The sequence below is a fragment of the Bacillus cereus group sp. BfR-BA-01524 genome, assembly GCF_022662595.1.
GTDB classification, from domain to species: domain Bacteria; phylum Bacillota; class Bacilli; order Bacillales; family Bacillaceae_G; genus Bacillus_A; species Bacillus_A thuringiensis_S.
The window spans coordinates 1-21,146 of the sequence record NZ_JAKUDW010000032.1; the positions used below are offsets into that span (position 1 = coordinate 1).

The window sequence follows — 21,146 nt, forward strand, 5'->3', positions numbered from 1 at the left end:
AAAGAAAATCAAGAAAATCTTATTTTCAGTGGACGTCAAGTATATGAAGAAAGACATAAGCAGTTCTTTAAAGAAGCGCCAATGTCACAAAAGTTATTAGGAATGGGTTATGCAGGTAACTTTAAATATAATGAACAAAAGCAGCCAGATCCAAAACTAATTGAAATGGACTTCCATGATTGGTTTTATGATTTCGGGATTATTGGCTTTGTATTACTAATGATTCCATTTATTTATTACGGGCTAAGAATTCTACTAGCATTTGCTACGAGATTTAAGGACATATTTAATATAAAATATGGAATGATTTCAGCAAGCTTATTGTTAGCGTTAGGTATTGCTTATATTGCAGGACATATTTTAACAGCACCAGGAGTTGGGATATACTTTGTAGTGGTGTTAGCTTATCTAATAGTAGACCTAGAAATTGAATGATAAAAATAAAAGCTAACTTTTGTTAGCTTTTATTTTTTAGTACAGTAAAATAAAAATAGATGGAAACGTAGCGAGGATTTAAAGGAGGAAAAAATATGAGAATATTGCATATGAATGCAGGAGCAGAAGATGGGGGAGGGAAAACACATATTATTTCACTTCTCGATCAGTTTCCAACTGGTGAAGTAGAATTAGCAGTATTTGAAGATGGAATTGTTGCGAAGGAAGCAAGGGAGTTAGGGATAAAAGTCCATGTGTTTTCACAAAAATCGCGCTATGATTTATCCATTTTAAAGAATATAAGTGATTTTATTAATAAAGAAAAATTTGATGTAGTTCATACGCATGGTCCTAGGGCTAATTTCTATGTTTCTTTAATGAAAAAGAGAATAAAGGCAAAATGGGTAACGACTATTCATAGTGATCCATTTCAAGACTTTACTAAACAGGGCTTAAAAGGTTGGATTTTTACGAAATTAAATTTGAAAGCCTTAAAAAATATAGACTTATTTTTCGTTGTAACAAATAGATTGAAAAAAAGCTTGGCAGCATTAGGCATTTCAAATGACAAGATGCATGTTATTTATAATGGAATTGAATACGATCAGGAAAAAGCAGAAGGCTATAATAAAAAAGAAATGTTCAATATTGATGAAGATGTATTTACGGCAATTCAAGTAGCACGATTACATCCTGTCAAAGGACATGAAGTTTTATTCGATGCGTTACAACAAACAAAATTAGAGAAAATTAAAGTATTATTAGTTGGAGATGGCCCATTAGAAGAAAATCTAAAGTCATTAGCTACTGAAAAAGGGATTAACGATAAAGTAGAGTTTTTAGGACATCGTCAAGATGTAAAACAATTATTTGCGTCGTCACATGTAAATTTATTAACTTCCCATAGTGAAGGGTTCCCACTAGTTTTATTAGAAGCGGCAAACCAACGTGTACCATCAATTGTGACTAGAGCTGGAGAAATTGAACCATTAATCGTAGATGAAACTTACGGATGGATTGTGCCAACAGGTGATGGAAAGGCATTGGCATTAGCTTTAGAAGAAGCGTATGATAAGTGGAAGACCGGAGAGTTAGCAGCAATGGGTAAACATATTTATGAGCATGCTACTATGGACTTCTCACTTCAAAAACTATATGACGATACAAAAGAAACATATAAGCAATTAATAGCGAAAAACTTGTAATGATAGAGAGGATAGTTAACTATGGCAGTACAAACAGTTGATATTCTAGGCGTTCCTTTTTCTACAATGACAATGGATGAAACGGTCCAATATTTAAAAGAACAACTAGAAGCGGAGCGAACTCATACGTTTCAGGTAGTAACAGCAAATCCTGAAATTGTTATGTGCGCAAAAAAGGATGAAAAGTTCTATCAAACATTATTGAATACAGATTTAATTACACCTGATGGTATTGGGGTTGTAAAGGCAAGTGGCATGCTTGGTACACCTTTAAAAGAGCGTGTAGCAGGTTTTGATTTAATGTGTAATTTACTTGCGAAGTTATCAGAGGATAGTAAACCAGTATCTGTTTTCTTATTAGGTGCAAAGCCGCATGTTGTACAAGCTGCAGCAGATCACTTAACAAAGACATATTCAGCTGTATCCATCGCCGGGACACAAGATGGTTATTTTAAACAAGAAGACGAAGAAAATATCATTTCTCGCATTCAAGAAGCAAAACCAGATTTATTACTTGTTGCACTCGGTTTCCCAAGACAAGAGAACTTTATCCAAAACAATAAGCATCGTTTAGAAACGAAAATGGCTGTTGGAGTAGGCGGAAGTTTAGACGTATGGGCTGGAGAGGTAAAACGTGCACCAAAATGGATTCAAGCGATTCATTTAGAGTGGTTTTATAGATTATGCAGTAATCCAACACGCTGGCGTCGTCAGTTAGTATTAGCGGAATTTTTAAAAGAAGTAATGCGTTCGAAAAAGTAGCGAAATATCGCTGCTTTTTTATTTGTTCGTTTTTAATAAATTGAAAATTTAATCAGTGAGGCATCTCTACTGATTATTAGCCCTCACCAATCGGGATAGGCGTTTTACTTTTTGGGAATGATGAAGGAGAAATTTTTTACACAAAAGTATTTTACTTATACAATTTACACATGTAAAATGATGTGTAAAGACACCTGTGTGAGGAGGACTTCTAGTGGGCAAGGTAAAAGAAATTTCGAAGCGCAAACTACTTGGTATAGCTGGGCTTGGATGGCTATTTGATGCAATGGATGTCGGAATGCTTTCATTTGTAATGGTAGCCTTGCAAAAGGATTGGGGATTAACGAGCCAGGAAATGGGATGGATAGGTAGTATTAACTCAATCGGTATGGCAGTAGGAGCGCTTATTTTTGGGATACTATCAGATAAAATAGGGCGAAAATCAGTCTTTATTATTACATTATTATTATTTTCTATCGGTAGTGGTTTAACTGCGTTAACGACGACACTCGCGATGTTTCTCGTTTTACGCTTTGTAATTGGTATGGGGCTTGGCGGAGAGCTTCCGGTTGCCTCTACACTAGTATCAGAGAGTGTTGAAGCACATGAGCGTGGGAAAATTGTTGTGTTATTAGAAAGTTTTTGGGCAGGTGGATGGTTAATTGCAGCTCTTATCTCGTATTTTGTTATTCCGAAATATGGTTGGGAAGTCGCGATGGTATTGAGTGCAGTTCCAGCACTATATGCTTTATATTTAAGATGGAATTTACCGGATTCCCCAAGGTTCCAAAAAGTTGAAAAAAGACCATCTGTTATTGAAAATATAAAATCAGTTTGGTCTGGGGAATATCGTAAAGCAACAATTATGCTATGGATTCTATGGTTTTGTGTTGTCTTTTCCTATTATGGAATGTTCCTTTGGTTACCAAGTGTAATGGTGCTAAAAGGATTTAGTTTAATAAAAAGTTTCCAATACGTACTTATTATGACATTAGCTCAACTTCCAGGATATTTCACTGCTGCTTGGTTTATTGAACGTCTCGGTCGTAAATTTGTTTTGGTTACGTATTTAATCGGAACAGCCTGCAGTGCCTATTTGTTTGGGGTTGCGGATTCATTAACAGTATTAATCGTGGCAGGTATGTTACTATCCTTCTTTAACTTAGGTGCTTGGGGAGCATTATACGCCTATACACCTGAGCAGTATCCAACCGTTATTCGTGGTACAGGTGCAGGAATGGCAGCAGCATTTGGGCGTATTGGTGGTATTCTTGGGCCACTATTAGTGGGGTATTTAGTTGCCTCAGAAGCTTCACTATCATTAATATTTACGATTTTCTGCGGATCAATTTTAATTGGTGTATTCGCTGTAGTAATACTTGGACAGGAAACGAAGCAACGAGAATTAGTATAAAATGAAATTTTAAACGTATCCCTGACCGTTTATTATCCTACACTACTCGGCTCTTTCTAGGCAGTTAATGTAGGATAAAAGGGGAGAGGAAACCGAAGTGGTTTCCTTTTTTCTGTTTTTTTAGATAAATAATGGTATAGTAAGAAAAAGGGATTATTTCTTATAAAAGCGAATGTATACAGCAGGACATATGGACAAAGAATTAGGTGGTTGAAGAAATGAAAATTTTACTGATCATGGAAGAGGCAGAAGAGAGAAGAGAGTTAGCTGAAAATTTCACTGAAAATATGAGAAATGTAGAATGTTTTGAAGCAAAGACAGGAACAGAATCTTTATTTATGATGAAAAAACATATACCAGACTTTGTTTTTTTAAGTTCCAAATTACTAGATGGTACTGGTTTTGAATATGCAAGTTTATTACGAGAAATAAATTGCTATACAAAATTTATTTTTGTAGGTGAAAACATAGAGGAATCTATTACAGCTTTTCGTTTCCAAGCATTTTATTATTTATTACGACCATTTCGTGAAGAAGATTTACAATTTCTTTTATATAAAATAGGTAAAGAACAAGGTGAGAAAGCAAAGAGTTATTTGCGGAAACTACCGATAGAAAGTCAAGAGGGTATACGATATATGCTCCCAGAAGATATTGTATATGTAAGTAAAAATAAAGAAAATAAAACTGTTTCAATTTACACAACGAATAATCAGTATATTTCAACATATACACTTCAGGAATTAGAAAATAAGCTAAATGCATATGATTTTTTACGTGTGCATAAAAGCTATTTAATTAATATGTCATATGTAAAAGAACTGAAACCTTATTATAATGGCACGTATAATTTGTATTTAGATAGGTATGATGAGCAACCGATTCCAGTCAGTCGTAATTATGTAAAACGCCTTCGAAATAACATTGAATTATAGTAGGTAATGATAGTATTTTAACATGATAAACTGAAAATCCTTCATGATAAGGAGGATTCAAGTTAAATATTCAGAAAATTTAGTACAATCTCCACTAAGAAATAGTATTGGGGGAATTGTATGTGAAGACATTGAAATCGATCTTACTTTGGGGCGTTATTACAGCAGTAGGAGCAGGTGCTTTTGGGGTAATAGCTTTATCACAAGGTGAAACCATTAATGCTGTATGGCTCTTAGTAGCTGCCGTATGTGTATATGCAGTTGCTTATCGTTTTTATAGTAGATTTATAGCGAGAAAGGTTTTTAATTTAGATGATAATCGGCAAACACCAGCCCATACATTAAACGATGGGAAAGACTATGTTCCAACAAATAAGTGGGTATTGTTTGGGCATCACTTTGCAGCGATTGCTGGGGCGGGACCTTTAGTAGGACCGATTTTAGCAGCACAAATGGGATATTTACCAGGGACCATTTGGATTATCGTTGGGGTAGTTGTTGCGGGGGCTGTCCAAGATTTTGTCATTTTATTTGCTTCGATGAGACGTAATGGTAAATCGTTAGGAGAAATGATCAAGGATGAGATTGGACCTGTTACAGGACTAATTGCAATGATAGGTATTTTAGGAATTATGATTATTTTATTAGCAGTATTAGCGTTAGTCGTAGTAAAGGCACTGATCGGAAGTCCTTGGGGAATGTTTACGATAGCAGCAACTATTCCTATCGCTATTTTAATGGGAGTTTATATGCGCTATATTAGGCCTGGTCGTGTTGGAGAAGGGTCAGTAATTGGTATTATCCTACTTATTTTATCTCTTATTGGAGGACAGTATGTAGCAGAAAATCCAACACTTGCAAGTATGTTCACATTTAGTGGTGAAACAATTGCTATTATGCTTATTGTATATGGATTTATTGCATCTGCATTACCAGTTTGGATGTTATTAGCACCACGTGATTATTTAAGTACGTTTTTAAAAGTTGGAACAATCGTTGGCTTGGCGATTGGCATTTTAATTGTAGCACCCGATTTACAAATGCCAGCAGTTTCGCAATTTATTGATGGAACTGGTCCTGTTTTCTCCGGTAATTTATTCCCGTTCTTATTCATTACGATTGCCTGTGGTGCGGTCTCTGGATTCCATGCTCTCGTTTCATCTGGTACAACTCCAAAAATGATTGAGCAAGAGGGACATGCACAGCCAATCGGTTACGGAGCAATGTTAATGGAGTCGTTTGTAGCAGCGATGGCAATGATTGCAGCTTGTGTATTAACGCCAGGAACTTATTTTGCGATTAATAGTCCGGCGGCACTTATTGGTACGGATGTATCGCAGGCAGCTCAAGTTATTTCTTCATGGGGATTTGCTATTACACCAAATGAACTAAAAGAACTTGCTGTAAATGTTGGAGAGCAAACAATTTTATCACGTACAGGTGGCGCACCAACGTTAGCGATAGGTATGGCATATATTTTCTCACAAGTAATAGGTGGAACGGCGATGATGGCATTCTGGTATCATTTTGCCATTCTTTTTGAAGCACTATTTATTTTAACAACGATTGACGCAGGAACGCGTGTAGGACGATTTATGATTCAAGATATTTTAGGGCATGTATATAAGCCGTTTGCGAAAACAGATTCTACATTAGCGAATGTAATAGCTACAACGTTATGTGTATTAGGGTGGGGATATTTCTTATACCAAGGGGTAATAGATCCGCTCGGTGGAATTAATACATTATGGCCACTTTTCGGTATTGCAAATCAAATGTTAGCGGGTATCGCATTATTACTTGGAACGACAATTTTGTTCAAAATGGGGAAAAAGGCGTATGTTTGGGTAACACTTATTCCAACTGTGGGATTGCTTATTGTAACGATGACAGCTGGTTATCAAAAGCTATTTCACGAAAATCCTAAAATCGGATTTCTATCTCACGCGAAGGTATTCCAGGGAGCGTTAGATGAAGGAAAAGTGTTAGCACCAGCTAAAAATGTTTCTCAAATGAAGCAAATTATTTTTAATGATTATATCGATGCAGCGCTTTGTGGGATTTTTATGATAGTTGTAATTGCTGTGTTAATTTCAGCACTTCGAATTTGGATCCAAGTATTAAGAAATAAGCCAATGCCGTTAAAAGAGGCACCATATATTCCTAGAGATGAAAGTGAGTCGAGGAACTATGCTTAAAAAGCTGTGGCAAGTATGGGAGGAAAGGAAGCGCTTTATTAGTTTGCTTGTTGGGGTACCAAGTTATGAAGTATACGTAGAGCATATGAAAAAGCATCATCCAGAAGAAGAGGTTGTATGTCAAAAGCAGTTTTTTGCTGAGGCACAAGAAGCGAGATTTAACGCAAAGGGTGGAAAAATATCACGTTGTTGTTAATGAAAAAGGGCGAGCTTTCGCCCTTTTTATTTTTTTGCTGTTCCACGTGAAACAGCAAAAATAAACAAAAAACTTTGGGAATTAAAGGTATTTCGTATACAATAAAGTAAGGAAAGGGATAGATAGAAAAGTAAGGAGATTATTTTATGTTAAGGGACTTATTTGTAAATACAACAATTATTCTTTCCTTTATTTTTGTTGGAGGTCAGCTTTTAAGAGATAAGCCGTTAAAAGAAGGATTCTCTTTTGGGCAGAAATGTGTAGTGGGCATTTTTACTGGGATATTAGGTATATTACTAATGTATTTCGGTGTTCATGTTGGTACTATCCTATTGGATTTACGCTACTTAGCAGTTATTCTAGCTGTTATTATTGGAGGGCCGATAGCGAGTACTATAACAATTGGTATGATTTTAGTAACAAGGCTGTTGTTTATGGATTATTCATTAGCTTCTCAAGTGGCTTTTTATACAATCATTGCGATAGGAATAGGGAGTATCTTTATTTCGCGAATGAAGCTTTCTTTAGGGGAAAAGTGGGTATGGTTACACGCATATATTTTATCTATTCTAATCCCAGCGTTATATATATGGCTAATTAAAGACATTCACATAGTGGGATTATATTTAATTTCTAGTATTATTACAGGTTACATAACATTCATAAGTGCAAAATATGTTTTACAATCCAATGGGTTATTTCAAACGATGAAGCAATACGCAACGATAGATGCATTGACAAGCCTAGGAAACGTAAGACAATTTGATTTAGAGATGAATCGTCATATTGGTAATAAGCGTATGAAAAATGATTCACTTTGTTTACTACTTATAGATATTGACCACTTTAAGCATGTAAATGATACGTATGGGCACCCAGCGGGAGACGAAGTGTTAAAACAAGTAGGGCATATTTTGCGAGAAATGTCAGCATTTCCGGATTTGGTTTTTCGAAAGGGTGGAGAGGAGTTTGCGCTTTTGATACCAAGGAAAGGAATAGCTTATGGAATTCGTATTGGGGAACAAACTCGTATAGCTGTTGAAAAACATTCATTTCAATTGTTAGATGGAACGAAAATAAAAATTACAGTTTCGGTAGGGATTTCAGAATATAAAGAATCACCAGAGCAATTTATTCAAGCGGCGGATGATGCGTTATACTACTCGAAACGAAATGGTAGAAATAAGGTTAGTTCTGCATCTTAAAGATAAGATGACCAGAAGACATAAAGCTTATAAAAACACTCACAGAGGCAATGTATGAACCTTGTGAGTGTTTTTATTTATATATTAGACAAGTTCTTTTGATACAACGAATTTACGATATGCACCATGGTGAGTTGGACCTACGTATTCGTTAATTTTGAATGAGTAACGAATAGCAGCTGTGATGAATTCTTTAGCAGTTTTTACTGCTTCTTTCACAGGTTTTCCTTTTGCAAGTTCTGCTGTAATTGCAGCAGAATATGTACAACCTGCACCGTGTGTATTGGTTGTATCGATTTTTTCTGATTCTAGAAGATCGAATGTTTCTCCATCGTATAGGACGTCGATTGCAGTTTCTGTACCAAGTTTGCTTCCGCCTTTAATTAGTACGTATTTGGCACCTAAAGCATGGATTTTCTTCGCTGCTTCTTTCATGTCCTCAAGAGAATTAATTTTCACACCGCTTAATTGGTAAGCTTCAAATAAGTTTGGCGTTACAACTAATGCCTTTGGCACAAGAACGTCACGTAAGCAATCGTTCGTTTCAGGATGTAATGCTTCATCTGCACCTTTACATACCATAACAGGGTCAACTACTACATTTTTGAAATTGTGCTTTTCAATTGTTTCTGCAACCATTTCAATAATTTCTACTGATCCAAGCATACCTGTTTTTAAAGCGTCTACGCCAACACCTTCAATTGTTGTTTCTAATTGTGGTTTTAATGTAGAAGCTGGGATTGGAAATACGTTATGTGCCCAACCGTTATGTGGATCCATCGTTACGATTGTTGTAAGAGATGTCATTCCGTATACGCCAAGTTCTTGGAATGTTTTTAAATCTGCTTGTATACCAGCACCGCCACTTGTGTCAGAACCAGCGATAGTAAGTGCTTTATTTAATGTCATTATGAAAGCCCCCTCAAGTGATATAATGAAAACTATGTTTTCACCATTATATCAATGTTACGAATAAGTACAAAGTGAAAAGTAGATGATTTATTTTAAGAGCTATTTAAAATCTTGTATGCAGGAGACTGAGTATGTTTCGAGATAATCGTACAAATGAATTAGTTATATTAAAGGAAATTGCAGAAACTTTAAATACATCAAATGATACATATCATGTATTGCAAGCTGTCCTAGAGAAATTACTAAGTGTGACAGGCTTAACGACAGGATGGATTTTTCTTGCGGATGAAAATGGGAAGTATACGAAGTTGATTGATTACCAATTACCAGAGGCACTTACATATGAAAATAAACGCCCGATGTGCGAAGGTGAGTGTTGGTGTTTACGAGGTTTTGTAGATGGGAAATTAGAGAGAGCCGTTAATATTATTGAATGTAAAAGAATTAATAATGCAATTGAATATAATTGGGGAGATACGGAGGGTATTCTTCATCATGCTACGGTTCCTTTAAAAGCTGGAGGAGAAAAATTTGGGTTGTTAAATGTTGCAAGTCCGGGTAAAACACATTTTTCGGAAGAAGAATTAGTATTACTCCAATCGGTTGCTTTCCAAATTGGTACGGCTTTAAAGCGAACAAAATTATATGAAAATGAAAAGAGAAGAGCACATTATTATGTGAAATTAGAGCGTTTCATTCAAGATTTAAAAACGATTCATAAGTTTAATGTACTACCTGAAAAGGTGGTAAATCACGTAGGTGAGGTATTTCAATGGAATCAAGTGGCACTTTTTATTAGGGAGGAAAAAGAACTATCTTTGCGAGCGTCTTACGTTCAGGAAGAGTTACAAGAGGATGTAAAAGAGGCGGCCAAGAAGGCGTTAGAACAAGATGAACCAGTTCTAATAAAACATCAAATAGGACATAATGTACATCTAAATCGAGCTGTTATCGCTACGCCAATACATATTCAAAACCATATATTTGGTGTTTTATGTGTTAGCTTGAATAATGGAGAGTTTGATGCTAATACAATAGATGTAATTCAAGCACTATCGAACCATGTTTCGTTAATAATAGAGAATTTGAGGTTAAACGAGCAGCGCCGTGAACTTGTACGAATGGAAGAAAGAAATCGGCTAGCAAGAGATTTACATGATTCTGTTTCGCAAAAATTATTTTCATTAACCTTTATGACAAAAGGCGCCGAGGCAGTTTTAAAAGGTAAAAATGAAAAGGTAGATCAATCTTTGCATGAGATGCGTGAACTTGCGCAAGGAGCTTTGAAAGAAATGAGGACATTAATTTGGCAGCTTCGTCCGGCAGGATTAGAAAAAGGATTATTGCCAGCTCTAAAGCAGTACGGTGAAAATTTGGGACTGAAAATTAGGGAGCAAGTTACAGGTGTTCGTGATTTACCTCGTGTAGTAGAAGAAGCTTTGTGGCGCATTGGCCAAGAAGCACTGAACAATGTAAGTAAGCATGCAGGTGTAAAAGAAGCGACGATTTATTTTACAGTGAATGAGAAAAATGTATCATTAGAAATAGTTGATCAAGGAAAGGGCTTTGTGGAAAAGAATATAAAAGAAAAGAAATCACTAGGTATGACTACGATGCGTGAAAGAGTAGAATTAGTTGGTGGAACAATTAAAATTGTAAGTAGTAATAAACGAACGAGCGTAAAAGTAAATGTACCATTATGATGTGAAAATGAGGGAAGTTTGTGAAAATAAAAGTATTGTTAGTTGATGATCATACAGTCGTTTTAAAAGGATTAGCATTTTTCTTAAGTACGCAAGAAGATTTAGAGTTAGTTGGAGAAGCGAATAATGGGAAAGAAGCGTTAGTGAAAGTAGGAGAAACAAATCCTGATGTTATATTAATGGATTTATATATGCCTGAAATGGATGGTGTTGAGGCGACGGCATATATTAAAAAAGAGTATCCAAATGTGAAAGTAATTGTGTTAACTAGCTTTTCTGATCAGGCGCATGTGTTACCTGCATTAAGGGCTGGAGCAAGTGGATATATTTTAAAAGATGTAGAACCGGATCAGCTTGTTGAAGCTATTCGAAGCGCATATAAAGGTAATATTCAATTACATCCGGATATAGCAAATGCTCTTCTCTCTCAAACATTACCTGTAGAAGAAAAGGAAGAAGAGCCTTTTATTCAAGTGGATGTACTAACAGCGAGAGAAAATGAAGTATTGCAGCTATTAGCGAAAGGGATGAGCAATAAGGAAATTGCATCTGTTTTAGTTATTACAGAAAAGACAGTTAAGGCGCATGTAAGTAGCATTTTGAGTAAGTTGAATTTATCTGATCGTACGCAAGCGGCATTATATGCAGTGAAAAATGGAATTGTATAAGACGAAAGTCGTAAGACCTAGTTCGCCTTTAGAAGGTGGACTTTTTTTATGGAAAAATACGTCTATGTGAGGACGAAATTGTCCTGATATAAAGATAAAATATGTTTGTAAGCAACAAAACAACAATTACAAGGGATACCTTTTTTGAAAGCATATAACAACATAAGAGTGAGTACTAGGAGGAAGAAATAATGGCAACAGTTTTATTCGTTAAAGCAAACAACCGTCCAGCGGAACAAGCAGTTAGTGTGAAATTATATGAGGCATTTTTAGCAAACTATAAAGAAGCACATCCAAATGATACAGTGGTAGAACTGGATTTATATAAAGAAGAATTACCATATGTAGGTGTAGACATGATCAATGGTACATTCAAGGCAGGTAAAGGATTTGATTTAACAGAAGAAGAGGCAAAAGCAGTAGCAGTTGCTGATAAGTATTTAAATCAATTCCTAGAAGCTGATAAAGTTGTTTTCGGCTTCCCATTATGGAACTTAACGATTCCAGCAGTGCTACACACATATATTGATTATTTAAACCGTGCTGGTAAAACGTTCAAATATACACCAGAAGGTCCAGTTGGCCTAATCGGAGATAAGAAGATTGCATTATTAAATGCACGAGGCGGCGTATATTCAGAAGGTCCAGCAGCTGAGGTAGAAATGGCTGTTAAATATGTAGCAAGTATGATGGGCTTCTTCGGCGCGACAAACATGGAAACAATAGTTATTGAAGGACATAACCAATTCCCAGATAAAGCAGAAGAAATCATTGCTGCAGGTCTTGAAGAAGCAGCTAAAGTAGCAAGTAAATTTTAATTAAAATTATAATCGTCACTCGAAAAAACAGCATTAACATGTAAATGTTAATGCTGTTTTTTTATATTTTTAGTTCATCAGCAAGTTTTTCTAATTGAATTCGATCTCGTATGTAATAGGTTCTTCCGTCTTTTTTTAAGTAATTTTGTTGGCAAAACTGATTTAATACATATAAAAGATGACGGTAGCTGACATTTAAATATTCCGAGGCCTCGGTATGCTTTTCTATATAACAATTATTTTGTTCTGTTAATAAAATAAAAGCAGCTAATCGATTTTCAAAAGGATAACTATAGTTTTTTGCGTAATTTTCAGTGCGAGTAATTGTCTTTTCTCCAATAAATTTGCATAAGTGCTGTAAAAACGTTGCATCTTGTAATAAAAGTTGCTGACAATCTTTAAGAGGAAGTGCCAAACAAACACAATCTTCTAGTACTTCAACGGACTTAGTAATATTTTCTACTCCTATTAATCCTAATTCCCCGATAAAAGATGGTGCTTGAATAAAATTAATTAATGAAACTTTCCCGTTTTTATGATTCATATATATTTTTGCTTTCCCAGAAATTAAGTAATAGAGATAAGGGAGAGCATTTCCTTCGCTACATATCATCTCTTTCGTTTGAAAAGAATGTAGCTCTACATATGGCAAGACATGAAATGAAAATAGGGTATGGAATTGATGGATTCGCATGTATTGATAAATTTCTTCCTCATTTTTGCTGACTTTCATATTTTCACCCCTATTTATAGTATGAGATATCTCCTATTATCTTTACAAGAAGGAATGATACGATTGATGTAAATTTGTTTTTGTAGAAAAGAGAGTGTGATGAATTTATGAAAAAATATAAAACATTGCTATTTGATGTAGATGATACATTATTAGATTTCCAGAAGGCTGAAAAAGTAGCTTTACGGGTGCTTTTTGAAGAGAAGGGGATTCCTTTAACGGACGAGATAGAGGCTCGTTATAAAAAAATAAATAAAGGCCTTTGGGATGCTTTTGAAAAAGGTGAACTATCACGCAATGAAGTTGTAAATACACGATTCTCTATGTTGTTTAAAGAGTATGGAGAAGAAGCAGATGGTATATTATTCGAAAATAATTATCGTAGCTACTTAGAAGAAGGAAATCAACTCATGCAAGGTGCGTTTGAATTTATAAATCAAATTCAAGGGGAGTATGAGTTGTATATAGTGACAAATGGTGTTTCTAAGACGCAAGATAAACGTTTGCGTAATGCAGGGCTACATTCATTGTTTAAAGATGTTTTTGTTTCTGAAGATACAGGTTTTCAAAAGCCGATGAAAGAGTATTTTGATTATGTTTTTGAACGGATTCCTAACTTTGCACCTGAAGAAGGGCTGATTATTGGAGATTCATTAAGCGCCGATATTAAAGGTGGATACGTAGCGGGAATTGATACTTGTTGGTTTAACCCAGAAAGTAAATTAAATGATAGTGGAATTATACCGACATATGAAGTGCATAATTTTGAAGAGTTAGAAGCGTTATTAAAGCAGCGCGTGTAATAAAAAAATAGGCAGTGGAGCTTTCGTCCCCACTGCCTATTTTGATTAATTTGTAGTTTCGTTATGTTTTGGAAGTGGAAAGGCATTCCCGATAGCAGCTGCACCAAGCATTGGCAATAGCAAATTAAGCGGGAAAAACATAAGTAATAGTAATGTTATAGCTATTGGCTTTCGTAACGCATAGCTCGAAATTGCTGTCGTTACGATGGCAACAGATGCTACTGGATCTATAGGAAGAATAGATGCTACAGCGTATCCGATACTTGACCCAGAAAATATAATTGGGAAGATATGTCCACCTCGCCACCCTGTGTTCAAACAAATGGCAGTAATGCACAACTTTAAAATCCCTGAAAGAAGTAGTATCCAAAAAGATAAATGGCTCCATTCAACAACTAATTCTTTTAATTGATGTTCCCCTGAAAATAATGTGTATGGAAGAAAAGTTCCTGAAATTCCTAATAAAATACCACCGAGAATTCCGAGTGTCAGCTTGTATTCTCTAAAAGGGTGAATTAACTTCTCTAATGTGAATTCTAACTTGAAATAAAAGAAACCAACTATAGCACCGATACTAGCAAGTGGAAGAAATGCGATCCATTCATTGAAAGAAAGTGAACCTTCCCCGAAATCAACAATAAAGGATCCACGATTATCGAGTTTACTCAGTAGTAAATAAACAGAAAAACCTGCGAAGGTAGTAGCTAAGTATACAATCGCCTTTTTTCCTTTAGAAAAAGCAGCAATTTGTTCTCCCTCATTTTCATTCGGTGCTAAATAACCGAATAATGGTGCGTTGAAAATGACACTTAAAGTAGCGCCAATTCCGATCTCGGTTAGCTCATCCATACCCTTCAAGGCAAATTTAAAGCGATCCCCTACCCATGTGCAAAGTCCGCCTATAATTCCAACTAGTGCGGCTTCTGGACCAAGACTAGCACCGAAAATTAAAACAATAATCGCGGTTAAAGTAGCCCGATGGACAAAGCGATATTCGATTCGACCAGTTTTTTTATATTCAGTCATCACTTCAGGCATAAGGCGTGGGTATGTACCGAAATATTTTTGTGATAGACCAACGAGGACCCCGCCAATTATTGTTATGCAAAGGGTGTAATAAGAGGGAAAAGAGAGAACTTCAGGCAAGTATCCCCAAATAAAGTGGATTCCAATATTTATTGTGACTAAAAATAACCAAACTGTAGCTCCTACTATAGATCCTAGAAGAATGCCATATAGAGCAAGTATGTACTGCATATCTTTTTTATCTGTCATGTTATACCTCCGTTATGTAAATCTTAGTAGGGAAAAAAGTGAAATATACTAGTGGAAAATGGATTGAATATATATAGTATCTTTTTGAGAGGATCGCCTATTCAACATGTAGGCTAAATTTTGGAGAATTTGAATTTATAGGTTAAATTACTTATTTAATTTTATAGACTGATTTGAGGTTTTTAAAGGTCTTTTTTGAAATAGATTAGAATATATTTCTTTTGTTGCTTTATATGAAATTGTTAACGTTTATTTTAGAACATTCAGAAAAATAGTTTGACATTAGGAAATTATTGCTATAAAATCAACGGTAATTGCATAGTCTTATCAAGAAAAGGTGGAGGGACAGGCCCGATGAAACCTTGGCAACAGCCGTATAACGGAATTGTGCCAAATCCTGCAGGTAGTAATCCTGAGAGATAAGAAAGAGCCTTTAGAGCGTGTTTTCAAACTGCTCCTTTCTTGTTTTCAGGAAAGGGGCAGTTTTTTATTTTGTATAAAAGAAAGGAGAATGAGAGATGGGAGAATCATGGGGAAAAGGAACGATTTGTGTGCAAGGTGGCTATACGCCAAAGAATGGTGAACCACGTGTTTTACCACTTTATCAAAGTACAACGTATAAATACGATACTTCAGATGATTTAGCAGCCCTATTTAACTTAGAGGCAGAAGGATATATTTATACGCGTATTGGAAACCCTACTCTAGCCGCATTTGAGCAGAAGTTATCAGATTTAGAAGGCGGTGTAGGAGCTGTTGCAACGGCTTCTGGGCAAGCAGCCATTATGCTCGCAGTTTTAAATATTTGTAGTAGTGGAGACCATTTGCTTTGCTCTTCAACGGTTTACGGGGGAACGTTTAATTTATTTGGAGTGAGTTTGCGTAAACTTGGCATTGATGTTACGTTCTTTAATCCAAATTTAACGGCAGATGAAATTGTGGCACTTGCTAATGACAAGACGAAACTCATTTATGCAGAATCATTAGGAAATCCAGCGATGAACGTTTTAAATTTCAAAGAATTTTCAGCTGCCGCTAAAGAATTAGAGGTACCTTTTATCGTTGATAATACATTAGCAACTCCTTATTTATGCCAAGCGTTTGAACATGGGGCGAATATTATTGTTCATTCTACGACGAAATATATCGATGGGCATGCGAGCTCCTTAGGCGGTATTGTAATTGACGGTGGAAACTTTGATTGGACAAATGGAAAATATCCTGAGCTTGTTGAACCAGATCCAAGTTATCACGGTGTAAGTTACGTTCAAAACTTTGGTGCAGCAGCGTATATTGTGAAAGCACGTGTTCAGCTATTAAGAGATTATGGGAATTGTATGAGCCCATTCAATGCATATCTTAGCAATATTGGCTTAGAGACTTTACATTTACGAATGGAGCGTCATAGCGAAAATGCTCTCGCGGTTGCTAAGTGGCTTGCTAATCATGAACGTATTGAATGGGTGAATTATCCGGGATTAGATAGTAATGAAAATTACTCGTTAGCACAAAAGTATTTGAAAAAAGGTGCTAGTGGGGTTTTAACATTTGGGATTAAAGGGGGATTAGAAGCAGCAAAAGAATTTATCGCAAATGTAAAACTAGCAACTCTCGTAACACACGTAGCTGATGCACGAACTTGCGTTATACATCCTGCTAGTACGACGCATAGACAATTAAGTGCTGAAGATCAGCGTTTAGCTGGTGTTACATCTGATTTAATTCGTTTATCGGTTGGTATAGAAGATGTTTCTGATATTATTGCAGATTTGGAAGCAGCTCTAGTTGGAGGCAAAACACATGCCGATCATAATTGATAAAGATTTACCGGCTCGCAAAGTGTTGCAAAAAGAAAATATTTTTGTAATGACGAAGGAGCGAGCAGAAACACAAGATATACGCGCTTTAAAAATTGCTATATTAAATTTAATGCCAACGAAGCAAGACACAGAGGCGCAATTACTTCGCTTAATTGGAAACACACCGTTGCAATTAGATGTTCATTTACTTCATATGGAATCACATCTGTCTCGTAATGTAGCGCAGGACCATTTAATGAGCTTTTATAAAACGTTTCGTGATATTGAAAATGAAAAATTTGATGGGCTCATTATTACAGGAGCACCAGTTGAAACTCTTTCTTTTGAAGAAGTAGATTATTGGGAAGAGCTTAAACGTATTATGGAGTATTCAAAAACGAATGTAACATCTACGCTCCATATTTGCTGGGGGGCACAGGCTGGCTTGTACTATCATTATGGTGTTCCAAAGTATCCCCTTAAGGAAAAAATGTTCGGTGTATTTGAACATGAGGTTTGCGAGCAACATGTGAAATTGTTACAAGGATTTGATGAATTGTTTTTTGCTCCGCATTCTCGTCATACAGAAGTACGAGAGAATGATATTAGAGAAGTGAAAGAATTAACATTGTTAGCAAACTCTGAAGAAGCAGGTGTTCACCTTGTTATTGGGCCAGAAGGAAGGCAAGTTTTTGCCCTTGGACATAGCGAATATAGTTGTGAGACGTTAAAACAAGAATACGAACGAGATCGTGACAAGGGATTAAATATTGATGTGCCAAAAAACTATTTTAAACATAATAATCCAGATGAAAAGCCGCTTGTTAGGTGGAGGAGTCATGGGAATTTATTGTTTTCTAATTGGTTGAATTATTACGTGTATCAAGAAACCCCTTATATATTGTAAAGAAAGATTGTGTAACACGTGGCAACGTTTTCCTTGTAAAGATTAACTTATATTTTTCCGAATGTTCAAAATACATTGTTTTTCAGATTTTTTACTCATATAATTTCATCTAAACACAATTTTTGAGGGGTGGACAGTACTATGAAAGAAATTCAAGTTGGGTTATTAGGTCTTGGGACAGTTGGCAGTGGTGTGGTTCGTATTATTACGGATCATCAAGAACGACTCATACACCAAGTAGGTTGTCCAGTGAAGGTAACGAAAGTATTAGTGCAAAACATGGAGAAAGAGAGAGAGGTAGAGGTACCTTCTACTCTATTAACACAAGATGCAAATGAAATTTTAGATAATCCAAATATTGATGTTGTCATCGAAGTGATGGGTGGCATTGATGATGCAAAATCATATATTTTACAAGCCTTAAAAAGCGGAAAGCATGTTGTAACTGCAAATAAAGACTTAATGGCATTACATGGAGCTGAATTATTAGCGATAGCAAAAGATAATAAGGCTGATTTATTCTATGAGGCGAGTGTGGCAGGGGGAATTCCAATTTTACGCAGTATCGTAGAAGGACTTTCTTCAGATCTTATTACGAAAGTAATGGGAATTGTAAATGGAACGACAAATTTTATTTTGACGAAAATGTCAGACGAAGGGAGAGCATATAACGACGTGTTAAAAGAAGCCCAACAACTTGGATTTGCAGAAGCAGATCCAACATCAGACGTAGAAGGTTTAGATGCAGCAAGAAAAATGACGATTTTAGCTACTCTCGGTTTCTCTACAAATGTAGAGCTTGGAGATGTGAAAGTAAAAGGAATTACCTCTATTACAGAGGAAGATATTGAATACAGTAAGAGCTTAGGTTATACAATTAAATTAATCGGTCTTGCAAAACGAGATGGTGAAAAATTGGAGGTTACGGTTGAACCAACTTTACTGCCAAATACACATCCTCTTGCGGCGGTACAAAATGAATATAACGCTGTGTATGTGTATGGTGAAGCGGTTGGAGAAACGATGTTTTATGGACCAGGTGCAGGAAGTTTACCGACAGCGACAGCTGTTGTTTCTGATCTAGTTGCTGTAATGCAAAATATTAGATTAGGGGTAACAGGAAATAGTGCTGTAGTCCCGCAATATCAAAAAGTATTAAAAGAGCCAGACGAAATTGTCGTGAAAAAGTTTTTAAGACTTCATGTAAAAGACGAAATTGGTGTATTTGCAAAAATTACTTCATTGTTCTCTGAGCGCGGAGTTAGTTTTGAGAAAATTATTCAAATGCCGCTTGAAGAGAAAGGAAAGGCTGAAATTGTAATTGTAACGCATCGTGCGTCGCTTGCTGATTATGATTATATTCTACATACGTTGCAAGGGTATGAAGAAATAGATTGTTTGAAAGCGAACTATCGAATTGAAGGGGATGCTAAGTAGTATCTCTTACCATAAAACAGAAAGAGCCTATTAAGCAGCTTGCTTAATAGGCTCTTTTCTATTTAAAATCTGCGTACCAACTTGAATAAATGCTTGGATAATCCAGCCTGTTGTAAAGGATAAGATGATTGTTCCAAAATAGATAGGTCCATCTAATAAAAAGCTTAACGTTAAAAATAAAAAGGCTAATGAAATCTCTGTTCTTCTAAACGTCCATTTTTTCTTTTCAGCAACCGTTAAAACGAAAGCTTCTTGAGGCGCTGCGCAAAGGTTTGTAGAGACGTAAAGACCAATTCCAGCTCCAACGAATAGATTTCCGCAAATAAGTGTTATATATTTTGGAAGAGAGCGGATAGCGTCCATAATAGTTGTAATGGAACCAATCCAATCAACAAAAAGAGAAATAAGAACCATCGTTACAATTGTACCGATTGTAATTTGTTTTTTATTCCAAAAGAGTACGATAAGTGTAAAGGCAAAGTTAATCATGAAAATCCAAAAACCAATACTTATCCCAAAATTTTGATATAGTGCAATAAAGAAGGAATCATAAGGACTAAGTCCAAAGGAAGTAATTGTCGTCATCATATTAATACCGATGGCAAGAATGAGTAAACCGCTAATGAAAAATATATATTCTAATTTGAATCGAAGCATAGTTGTATATCCTTTCTAAATGTATTTGCTAGGAAAGGATATATTGTGGAAAGCTTACCAGGTCAAGGGAGAATTTTTGTGAGAAGGGGAAAATGAGATGACAAATATAAGAAAGATTGCTGAACTTGCTGGAGTATCTGTTTCAACTGTTTCACGTGTACTAAATAATCATCCGTACGTAAATGAACAGAAACGAAAAGAAATTTTAGCGATTATAGAAGAATTAAATTATACGCAAAACGTGAATGCAATTCATTTAGTGAAAGGAAAAACGAATGTAATTGGCGTTTTATTGCCACACGTAAATGATCAATATTATAGCGCTATTATCGAGGGAATATCAAAAGAAACAGCAGAGAATAATTATAATATGATGCTTTGCCAGACAAATTATAGCGAAGAAAGAGAACTAGAAATTTTAAATATGTTAAAAATGAAAAAGCTTGATGGGGTTATTATTTGTTCTCGGGCAAATAGTAAGGAGAAGCTTGAAGAATATACGAAATTCGGCCCGATTGTTATGTGTGAAGAAATAGATTCGAAGTGCATTTCAAGTGTCCATATTGATTACTACAAAGTATTTTCACATGGGATGAAAAGCTTAATAGATGCCGGTCATACACGTATTGGATATTGTATTGGAAGAAGTAATAGTGTTAATAGCCAAAGACGAAAGAAGGCGTATGAAGATTCGCTTCAACAGAGTATCGTAACACCGTTAGAGACCTGGAAATTTGAGGGTTGTTTTACAGTGGAAGATGGACGTAATGTAATTAGAGAATGGGCTCATATGTCAGTAAAACCGACGGCGTTCCTTGTATCTTGTAACCATATTGCAGCGGGGATGGTTACAGAAGCAAAAAAACAAGGAATTCGTATTCCGGAGGATATTACGATTATTGGGTGTGATGATCAAGAGGTGGCAGATATATTGGGTATAACGACGATTTCGCATTCTAGTAAAAATGTTGGAGTGAAAGCGTTTGAATTATTATATGAAAAAATTAATGAAGAGAAATTAGATGTGAAGCATATAGAGTTATTACCAGAGTTAGTAGATAGAGAAACGACATAATTGAGAAGG

Annotated in this window: 20 protein-coding genes and 1 riboswitch; of the genes, 16 read left to right on the forward strand and 4 right to left on the reverse strand. The window is 35.7% G+C overall.

From position 1 onward, the window contains the following. From MR170_RS13585 to MR170_RS13620, 8 genes are all read left to right on the forward strand, one after another. Nucleotides 1-435 (forward strand): O-antigen ligase family protein (locus tag MR170_RS13585; protein ID WP_242308454.1); only part of this gene is annotated, 435 nt, incomplete at its 5' end. Between the two features lie 95 nt (nucleotides 436-530). Beyond that, on the forward strand, nucleotides 531-1,640 hold the full coding sequence (locus tag MR170_RS13590) for a glycosyltransferase family 4 protein (RefSeq protein WP_016079581.1): 1,110 nt from the start codon (nucleotides 531-533) through the stop codon (nucleotides 1,638-1,640). 21 nt (nucleotides 1,641-1,661) lie between these two features. After that, complete coding sequence (locus MR170_RS13595) at nucleotides 1,662-2,402, forward strand: WecB/TagA/CpsF family glycosyltransferase (RefSeq protein ID WP_000290751.1); 741 nt, start codon at nucleotides 1,662-1,664, stop codon at nucleotides 2,400-2,402. A 214-nt stretch (nucleotides 2,403-2,616) separates the two neighbouring features. After that, complete coding sequence (locus MR170_RS13600) at nucleotides 2,617-3,816, forward strand: MFS transporter (protein WP_000521106.1); 1,200 nt, start codon at nucleotides 2,617-2,619, stop codon at nucleotides 3,814-3,816. A 218-nt stretch (nucleotides 3,817-4,034) separates the two neighbouring features. Continuing rightward, a complete protein-coding gene (locus tag MR170_RS13605) occupies nucleotides 4,035-4,751 on the forward strand; it encodes a LytR/AlgR family response regulator transcription factor (protein WP_000698259.1) in 717 nt (238 codons plus the stop codon). Between the two features lie 122 nt (nucleotides 4,752-4,873). Beyond that, the gene (cstA, locus tag MR170_RS13610) at nucleotides 4,874-6,949 is read left to right on the forward strand and encodes a carbon starvation protein CstA (RefSeq protein ID WP_043935111.1); all 2,076 of its coding nucleotides are present in this window, start codon (nucleotides 4,874-4,876) and stop codon (nucleotides 6,947-6,949) included. After that, nucleotides 6,942-7,145: a YbdD/YjiX family protein gene (locus MR170_RS13615; protein ID WP_016079584.1), complete on the forward strand. Its 204-nt coding sequence runs from the start codon at nucleotides 6,942-6,944 to the stop codon at nucleotides 7,143-7,145. The genes cstA and MR170_RS13615 overlap by 8 nt, the downstream gene beginning before the upstream one ends. Before the next feature lie 146 nt (nucleotides 7,146-7,291). Next, nucleotides 7,292-8,350 (forward strand): GGDEF domain-containing protein, encoded by a 1,059-nt coding sequence (locus MR170_RS13620; protein WP_016079585.1) that lies wholly within the window; start codon nucleotides 7,292-7,294, stop codon nucleotides 8,348-8,350. Between the two features lie 84 nt (nucleotides 8,351-8,434). Here the strand turns inward: MR170_RS13620 and pdxK are convergent, their stop codons facing one another. Next, nucleotides 8,435-9,259 (reverse strand): pyridoxine/pyridoxal/pyridoxamine kinase, encoded by an 825-nt coding sequence (gene pdxK / locus MR170_RS13625; protein WP_000174252.1) that lies wholly within the window; start codon nucleotides 9,257-9,259, stop codon nucleotides 8,435-8,437. A 134-nt stretch (nucleotides 9,260-9,393) separates the two neighbouring features. Here pdxK and MR170_RS13630 point away from each other — a divergent pair, with 134 nt between their 5' ends. The 3 genes from MR170_RS13630 (at nucleotide 9,394) to MR170_RS13640 (ending at nucleotide 12,451) form a co-directional block, all read left to right on the forward strand. Further along, on the forward strand, nucleotides 9,394-10,965 hold the full coding sequence (locus MR170_RS13630; protein WP_016079586.1) for a GAF domain-containing sensor histidine kinase: 1,572 nt from the start codon (nucleotides 9,394-9,396) through the stop codon (nucleotides 10,963-10,965). A gap of 20 nt (nucleotides 10,966-10,985) precedes the next feature. Next, the gene (locus MR170_RS13635; protein WP_242308455.1) at nucleotides 10,986-11,633 is read left to right on the forward strand and encodes a response regulator; all 648 of its coding nucleotides are present in this window, start codon (nucleotides 10,986-10,988) and stop codon (nucleotides 11,631-11,633) included. Nucleotides 11,634-11,824: 191 nt separating this feature from the next. After that, a complete protein-coding gene (locus MR170_RS13640; RefSeq protein ID WP_050844766.1) occupies nucleotides 11,825-12,451 on the forward strand; it encodes an FMN-dependent NADH-azoreductase in 627 nt (208 codons plus the stop codon). Between the two features lie 61 nt (nucleotides 12,452-12,512). Here MR170_RS13640 and MR170_RS13645 read toward each other — a convergent pair whose 3' ends face one another. Next, complete coding sequence (locus MR170_RS13645; protein ID WP_029443695.1) at nucleotides 12,513-13,184, reverse strand: transcriptional regulator YeiL; 672 nt, start codon at nucleotides 13,182-13,184, stop codon at nucleotides 12,513-12,515. 107 nt (nucleotides 13,185-13,291) lie between these two features. Here MR170_RS13645 and MR170_RS13650 point away from each other — a divergent pair, with 107 nt between their 5' ends. Next, the gene (locus tag MR170_RS13650) at nucleotides 13,292-13,987 is read left to right on the forward strand and encodes a YjjG family noncanonical pyrimidine nucleotidase (protein ID WP_029443694.1); all 696 of its coding nucleotides are present in this window, start codon (nucleotides 13,292-13,294) and stop codon (nucleotides 13,985-13,987) included. A gap of 45 nt (nucleotides 13,988-14,032) precedes the next feature. On the opposite strand, the gene MR170_RS13655 is transcribed toward MR170_RS13650, so the two are convergent. Continuing rightward, a complete protein-coding gene (locus MR170_RS13655; RefSeq protein WP_242308456.1) occupies nucleotides 14,033-15,262 on the reverse strand; it encodes a chloride channel protein in 1,230 nt (409 codons plus the stop codon). A 321-nt stretch (nucleotides 15,263-15,583) separates the two neighbouring features. Beyond that, nucleotides 15,584-15,688, forward strand: a riboswitch (SAM riboswitch). A 92-nt stretch (nucleotides 15,689-15,780) separates the two neighbouring features. Here MR170_RS13655 and MR170_RS13660 point away from each other — a divergent pair. The 3 genes from MR170_RS13660 to MR170_RS13670 all read left to right on the forward strand — a co-directional run bounded on the left by MR170_RS13660 (nucleotide 15,781) and on the right by MR170_RS13670 (nucleotide 19,405). Further along, nucleotides 15,781-17,079, forward strand: coding sequence for a bifunctional O-acetylhomoserine aminocarboxypropyltransferase/cysteine synthase (locus MR170_RS13660; protein WP_242308457.1), 1,299 nt, complete (start codon nucleotides 15,781-15,783; stop codon nucleotides 17,077-17,079). Continuing rightward, the gene (gene metA, locus MR170_RS13665) at nucleotides 17,063-17,968 is read left to right on the forward strand and encodes a homoserine O-acetyltransferase MetA (RefSeq protein WP_242308458.1); all 906 of its coding nucleotides are present in this window, start codon (nucleotides 17,063-17,065) and stop codon (nucleotides 17,966-17,968) included. Before MR170_RS13660 ends, metA begins: the two co-directional genes overlap by 17 nt. A 141-nt stretch (nucleotides 17,969-18,109) precedes the next feature. After that, nucleotides 18,110-19,405, forward strand: a complete 1,296-nt coding sequence (locus tag MR170_RS13670; protein WP_242308459.1) for a homoserine dehydrogenase — start codon at nucleotides 18,110-18,112, stop codon at nucleotides 19,403-19,405. 30 nt (nucleotides 19,406-19,435) lie between these two features. Here the strand turns inward: MR170_RS13670 and MR170_RS13675 are convergent, their stop codons facing one another. Further along, entirely contained in the window at nucleotides 19,436-20,062 is a 627-nt protein-coding gene (locus MR170_RS13675; RefSeq protein ID WP_016079593.1) for a YczE/YyaS/YitT family protein, read from the reverse strand. Nucleotides 20,063-20,159: 97 nt separating this feature from the next. Between MR170_RS13675 and MR170_RS13680 the strand changes: the two genes are divergently transcribed. Then, entirely contained in the window at nucleotides 20,160-21,137 is a 978-nt protein-coding gene (locus tag MR170_RS13680; RefSeq protein ID WP_016079594.1) for a LacI family DNA-binding transcriptional regulator, read from the forward strand. Nucleotides 21,138-21,146 lie beyond the last annotated feature (9 nt).

Coding starts and splice junctions, on each gene's coding strand:
- MR170_RS13590 (WP_016079581.1), top strand. CDS start 531: ATGAGAATATTGCATATGAATGCAGGAGCAGAAGATGGGGGAGGGAAA.
- MR170_RS13595 (WP_000290751.1), top strand. CDS start 1,662: ATGGCAGTACAAACAGTTGATATTCTAGGCGTTCCTTTTTCTACAATG.
- MR170_RS13605 (WP_000698259.1), top strand. CDS start 4,035: ATGAAAATTTTACTGATCATGGAAGAGGCAGAAGAGAGAAGAGAGTTA.
- MR170_RS13615 (WP_016079584.1), top strand. CDS start 6,942: ATGCTTAAAAAGCTGTGGCAAGTATGGGAGGAAAGGAAGCGCTTTATT.
- MR170_RS13620 (WP_016079585.1), top strand. CDS start 7,292: ATGTTAAGGGACTTATTTGTAAATACAACAATTATTCTTTCCTTTATT.
- pdxK (WP_000174252.1), bottom strand. CDS start 9,259: ATGACATTAAATAAAGCACTTACTATCGCTGGTTCTGACACAAGTGGC.
- MR170_RS13630 (WP_016079586.1), top strand. CDS start 9,394: ATGTTTCGAGATAATCGTACAAATGAATTAGTTATATTAAAGGAAATT.
- MR170_RS13640 (WP_050844766.1), top strand. CDS start 11,825: ATGGCAACAGTTTTATTCGTTAAAGCAAACAACCGTCCAGCGGAACAA.
- MR170_RS13645 (WP_029443695.1), bottom strand. CDS start 13,184: ATGAAAGTCAGCAAAAATGAGGAAGAAATTTATCAATACATGCGAATC.
- MR170_RS13650 (WP_029443694.1), top strand. CDS start 13,292: ATGAAAAAATATAAAACATTGCTATTTGATGTAGATGATACATTATTA.
- MR170_RS13655 (WP_242308456.1), bottom strand. CDS start 15,262: ATGACAGATAAAAAAGATATGCAGTACATACTTGCTCTATATGGCATT.
- MR170_RS13660 (WP_242308457.1), top strand. CDS start 15,781: ATGGGAGAATCATGGGGAAAAGGAACGATTTGTGTGCAAGGTGGCTAT.
- metA (WP_242308458.1), top strand. CDS start 17,063: ATGCCGATCATAATTGATAAAGATTTACCGGCTCGCAAAGTGTTGCAA.
- MR170_RS13670 (WP_242308459.1), top strand. CDS start 18,110: ATGAAAGAAATTCAAGTTGGGTTATTAGGTCTTGGGACAGTTGGCAGT.
- MR170_RS13675 (WP_016079593.1), bottom strand. CDS start 20,062: ATGCTTCGATTCAAATTAGAATATATATTTTTCATTAGCGGTTTACTC.
- MR170_RS13680 (WP_016079594.1), top strand. CDS start 20,160: ATGACAAATATAAGAAAGATTGCTGAACTTGCTGGAGTATCTGTTTCA.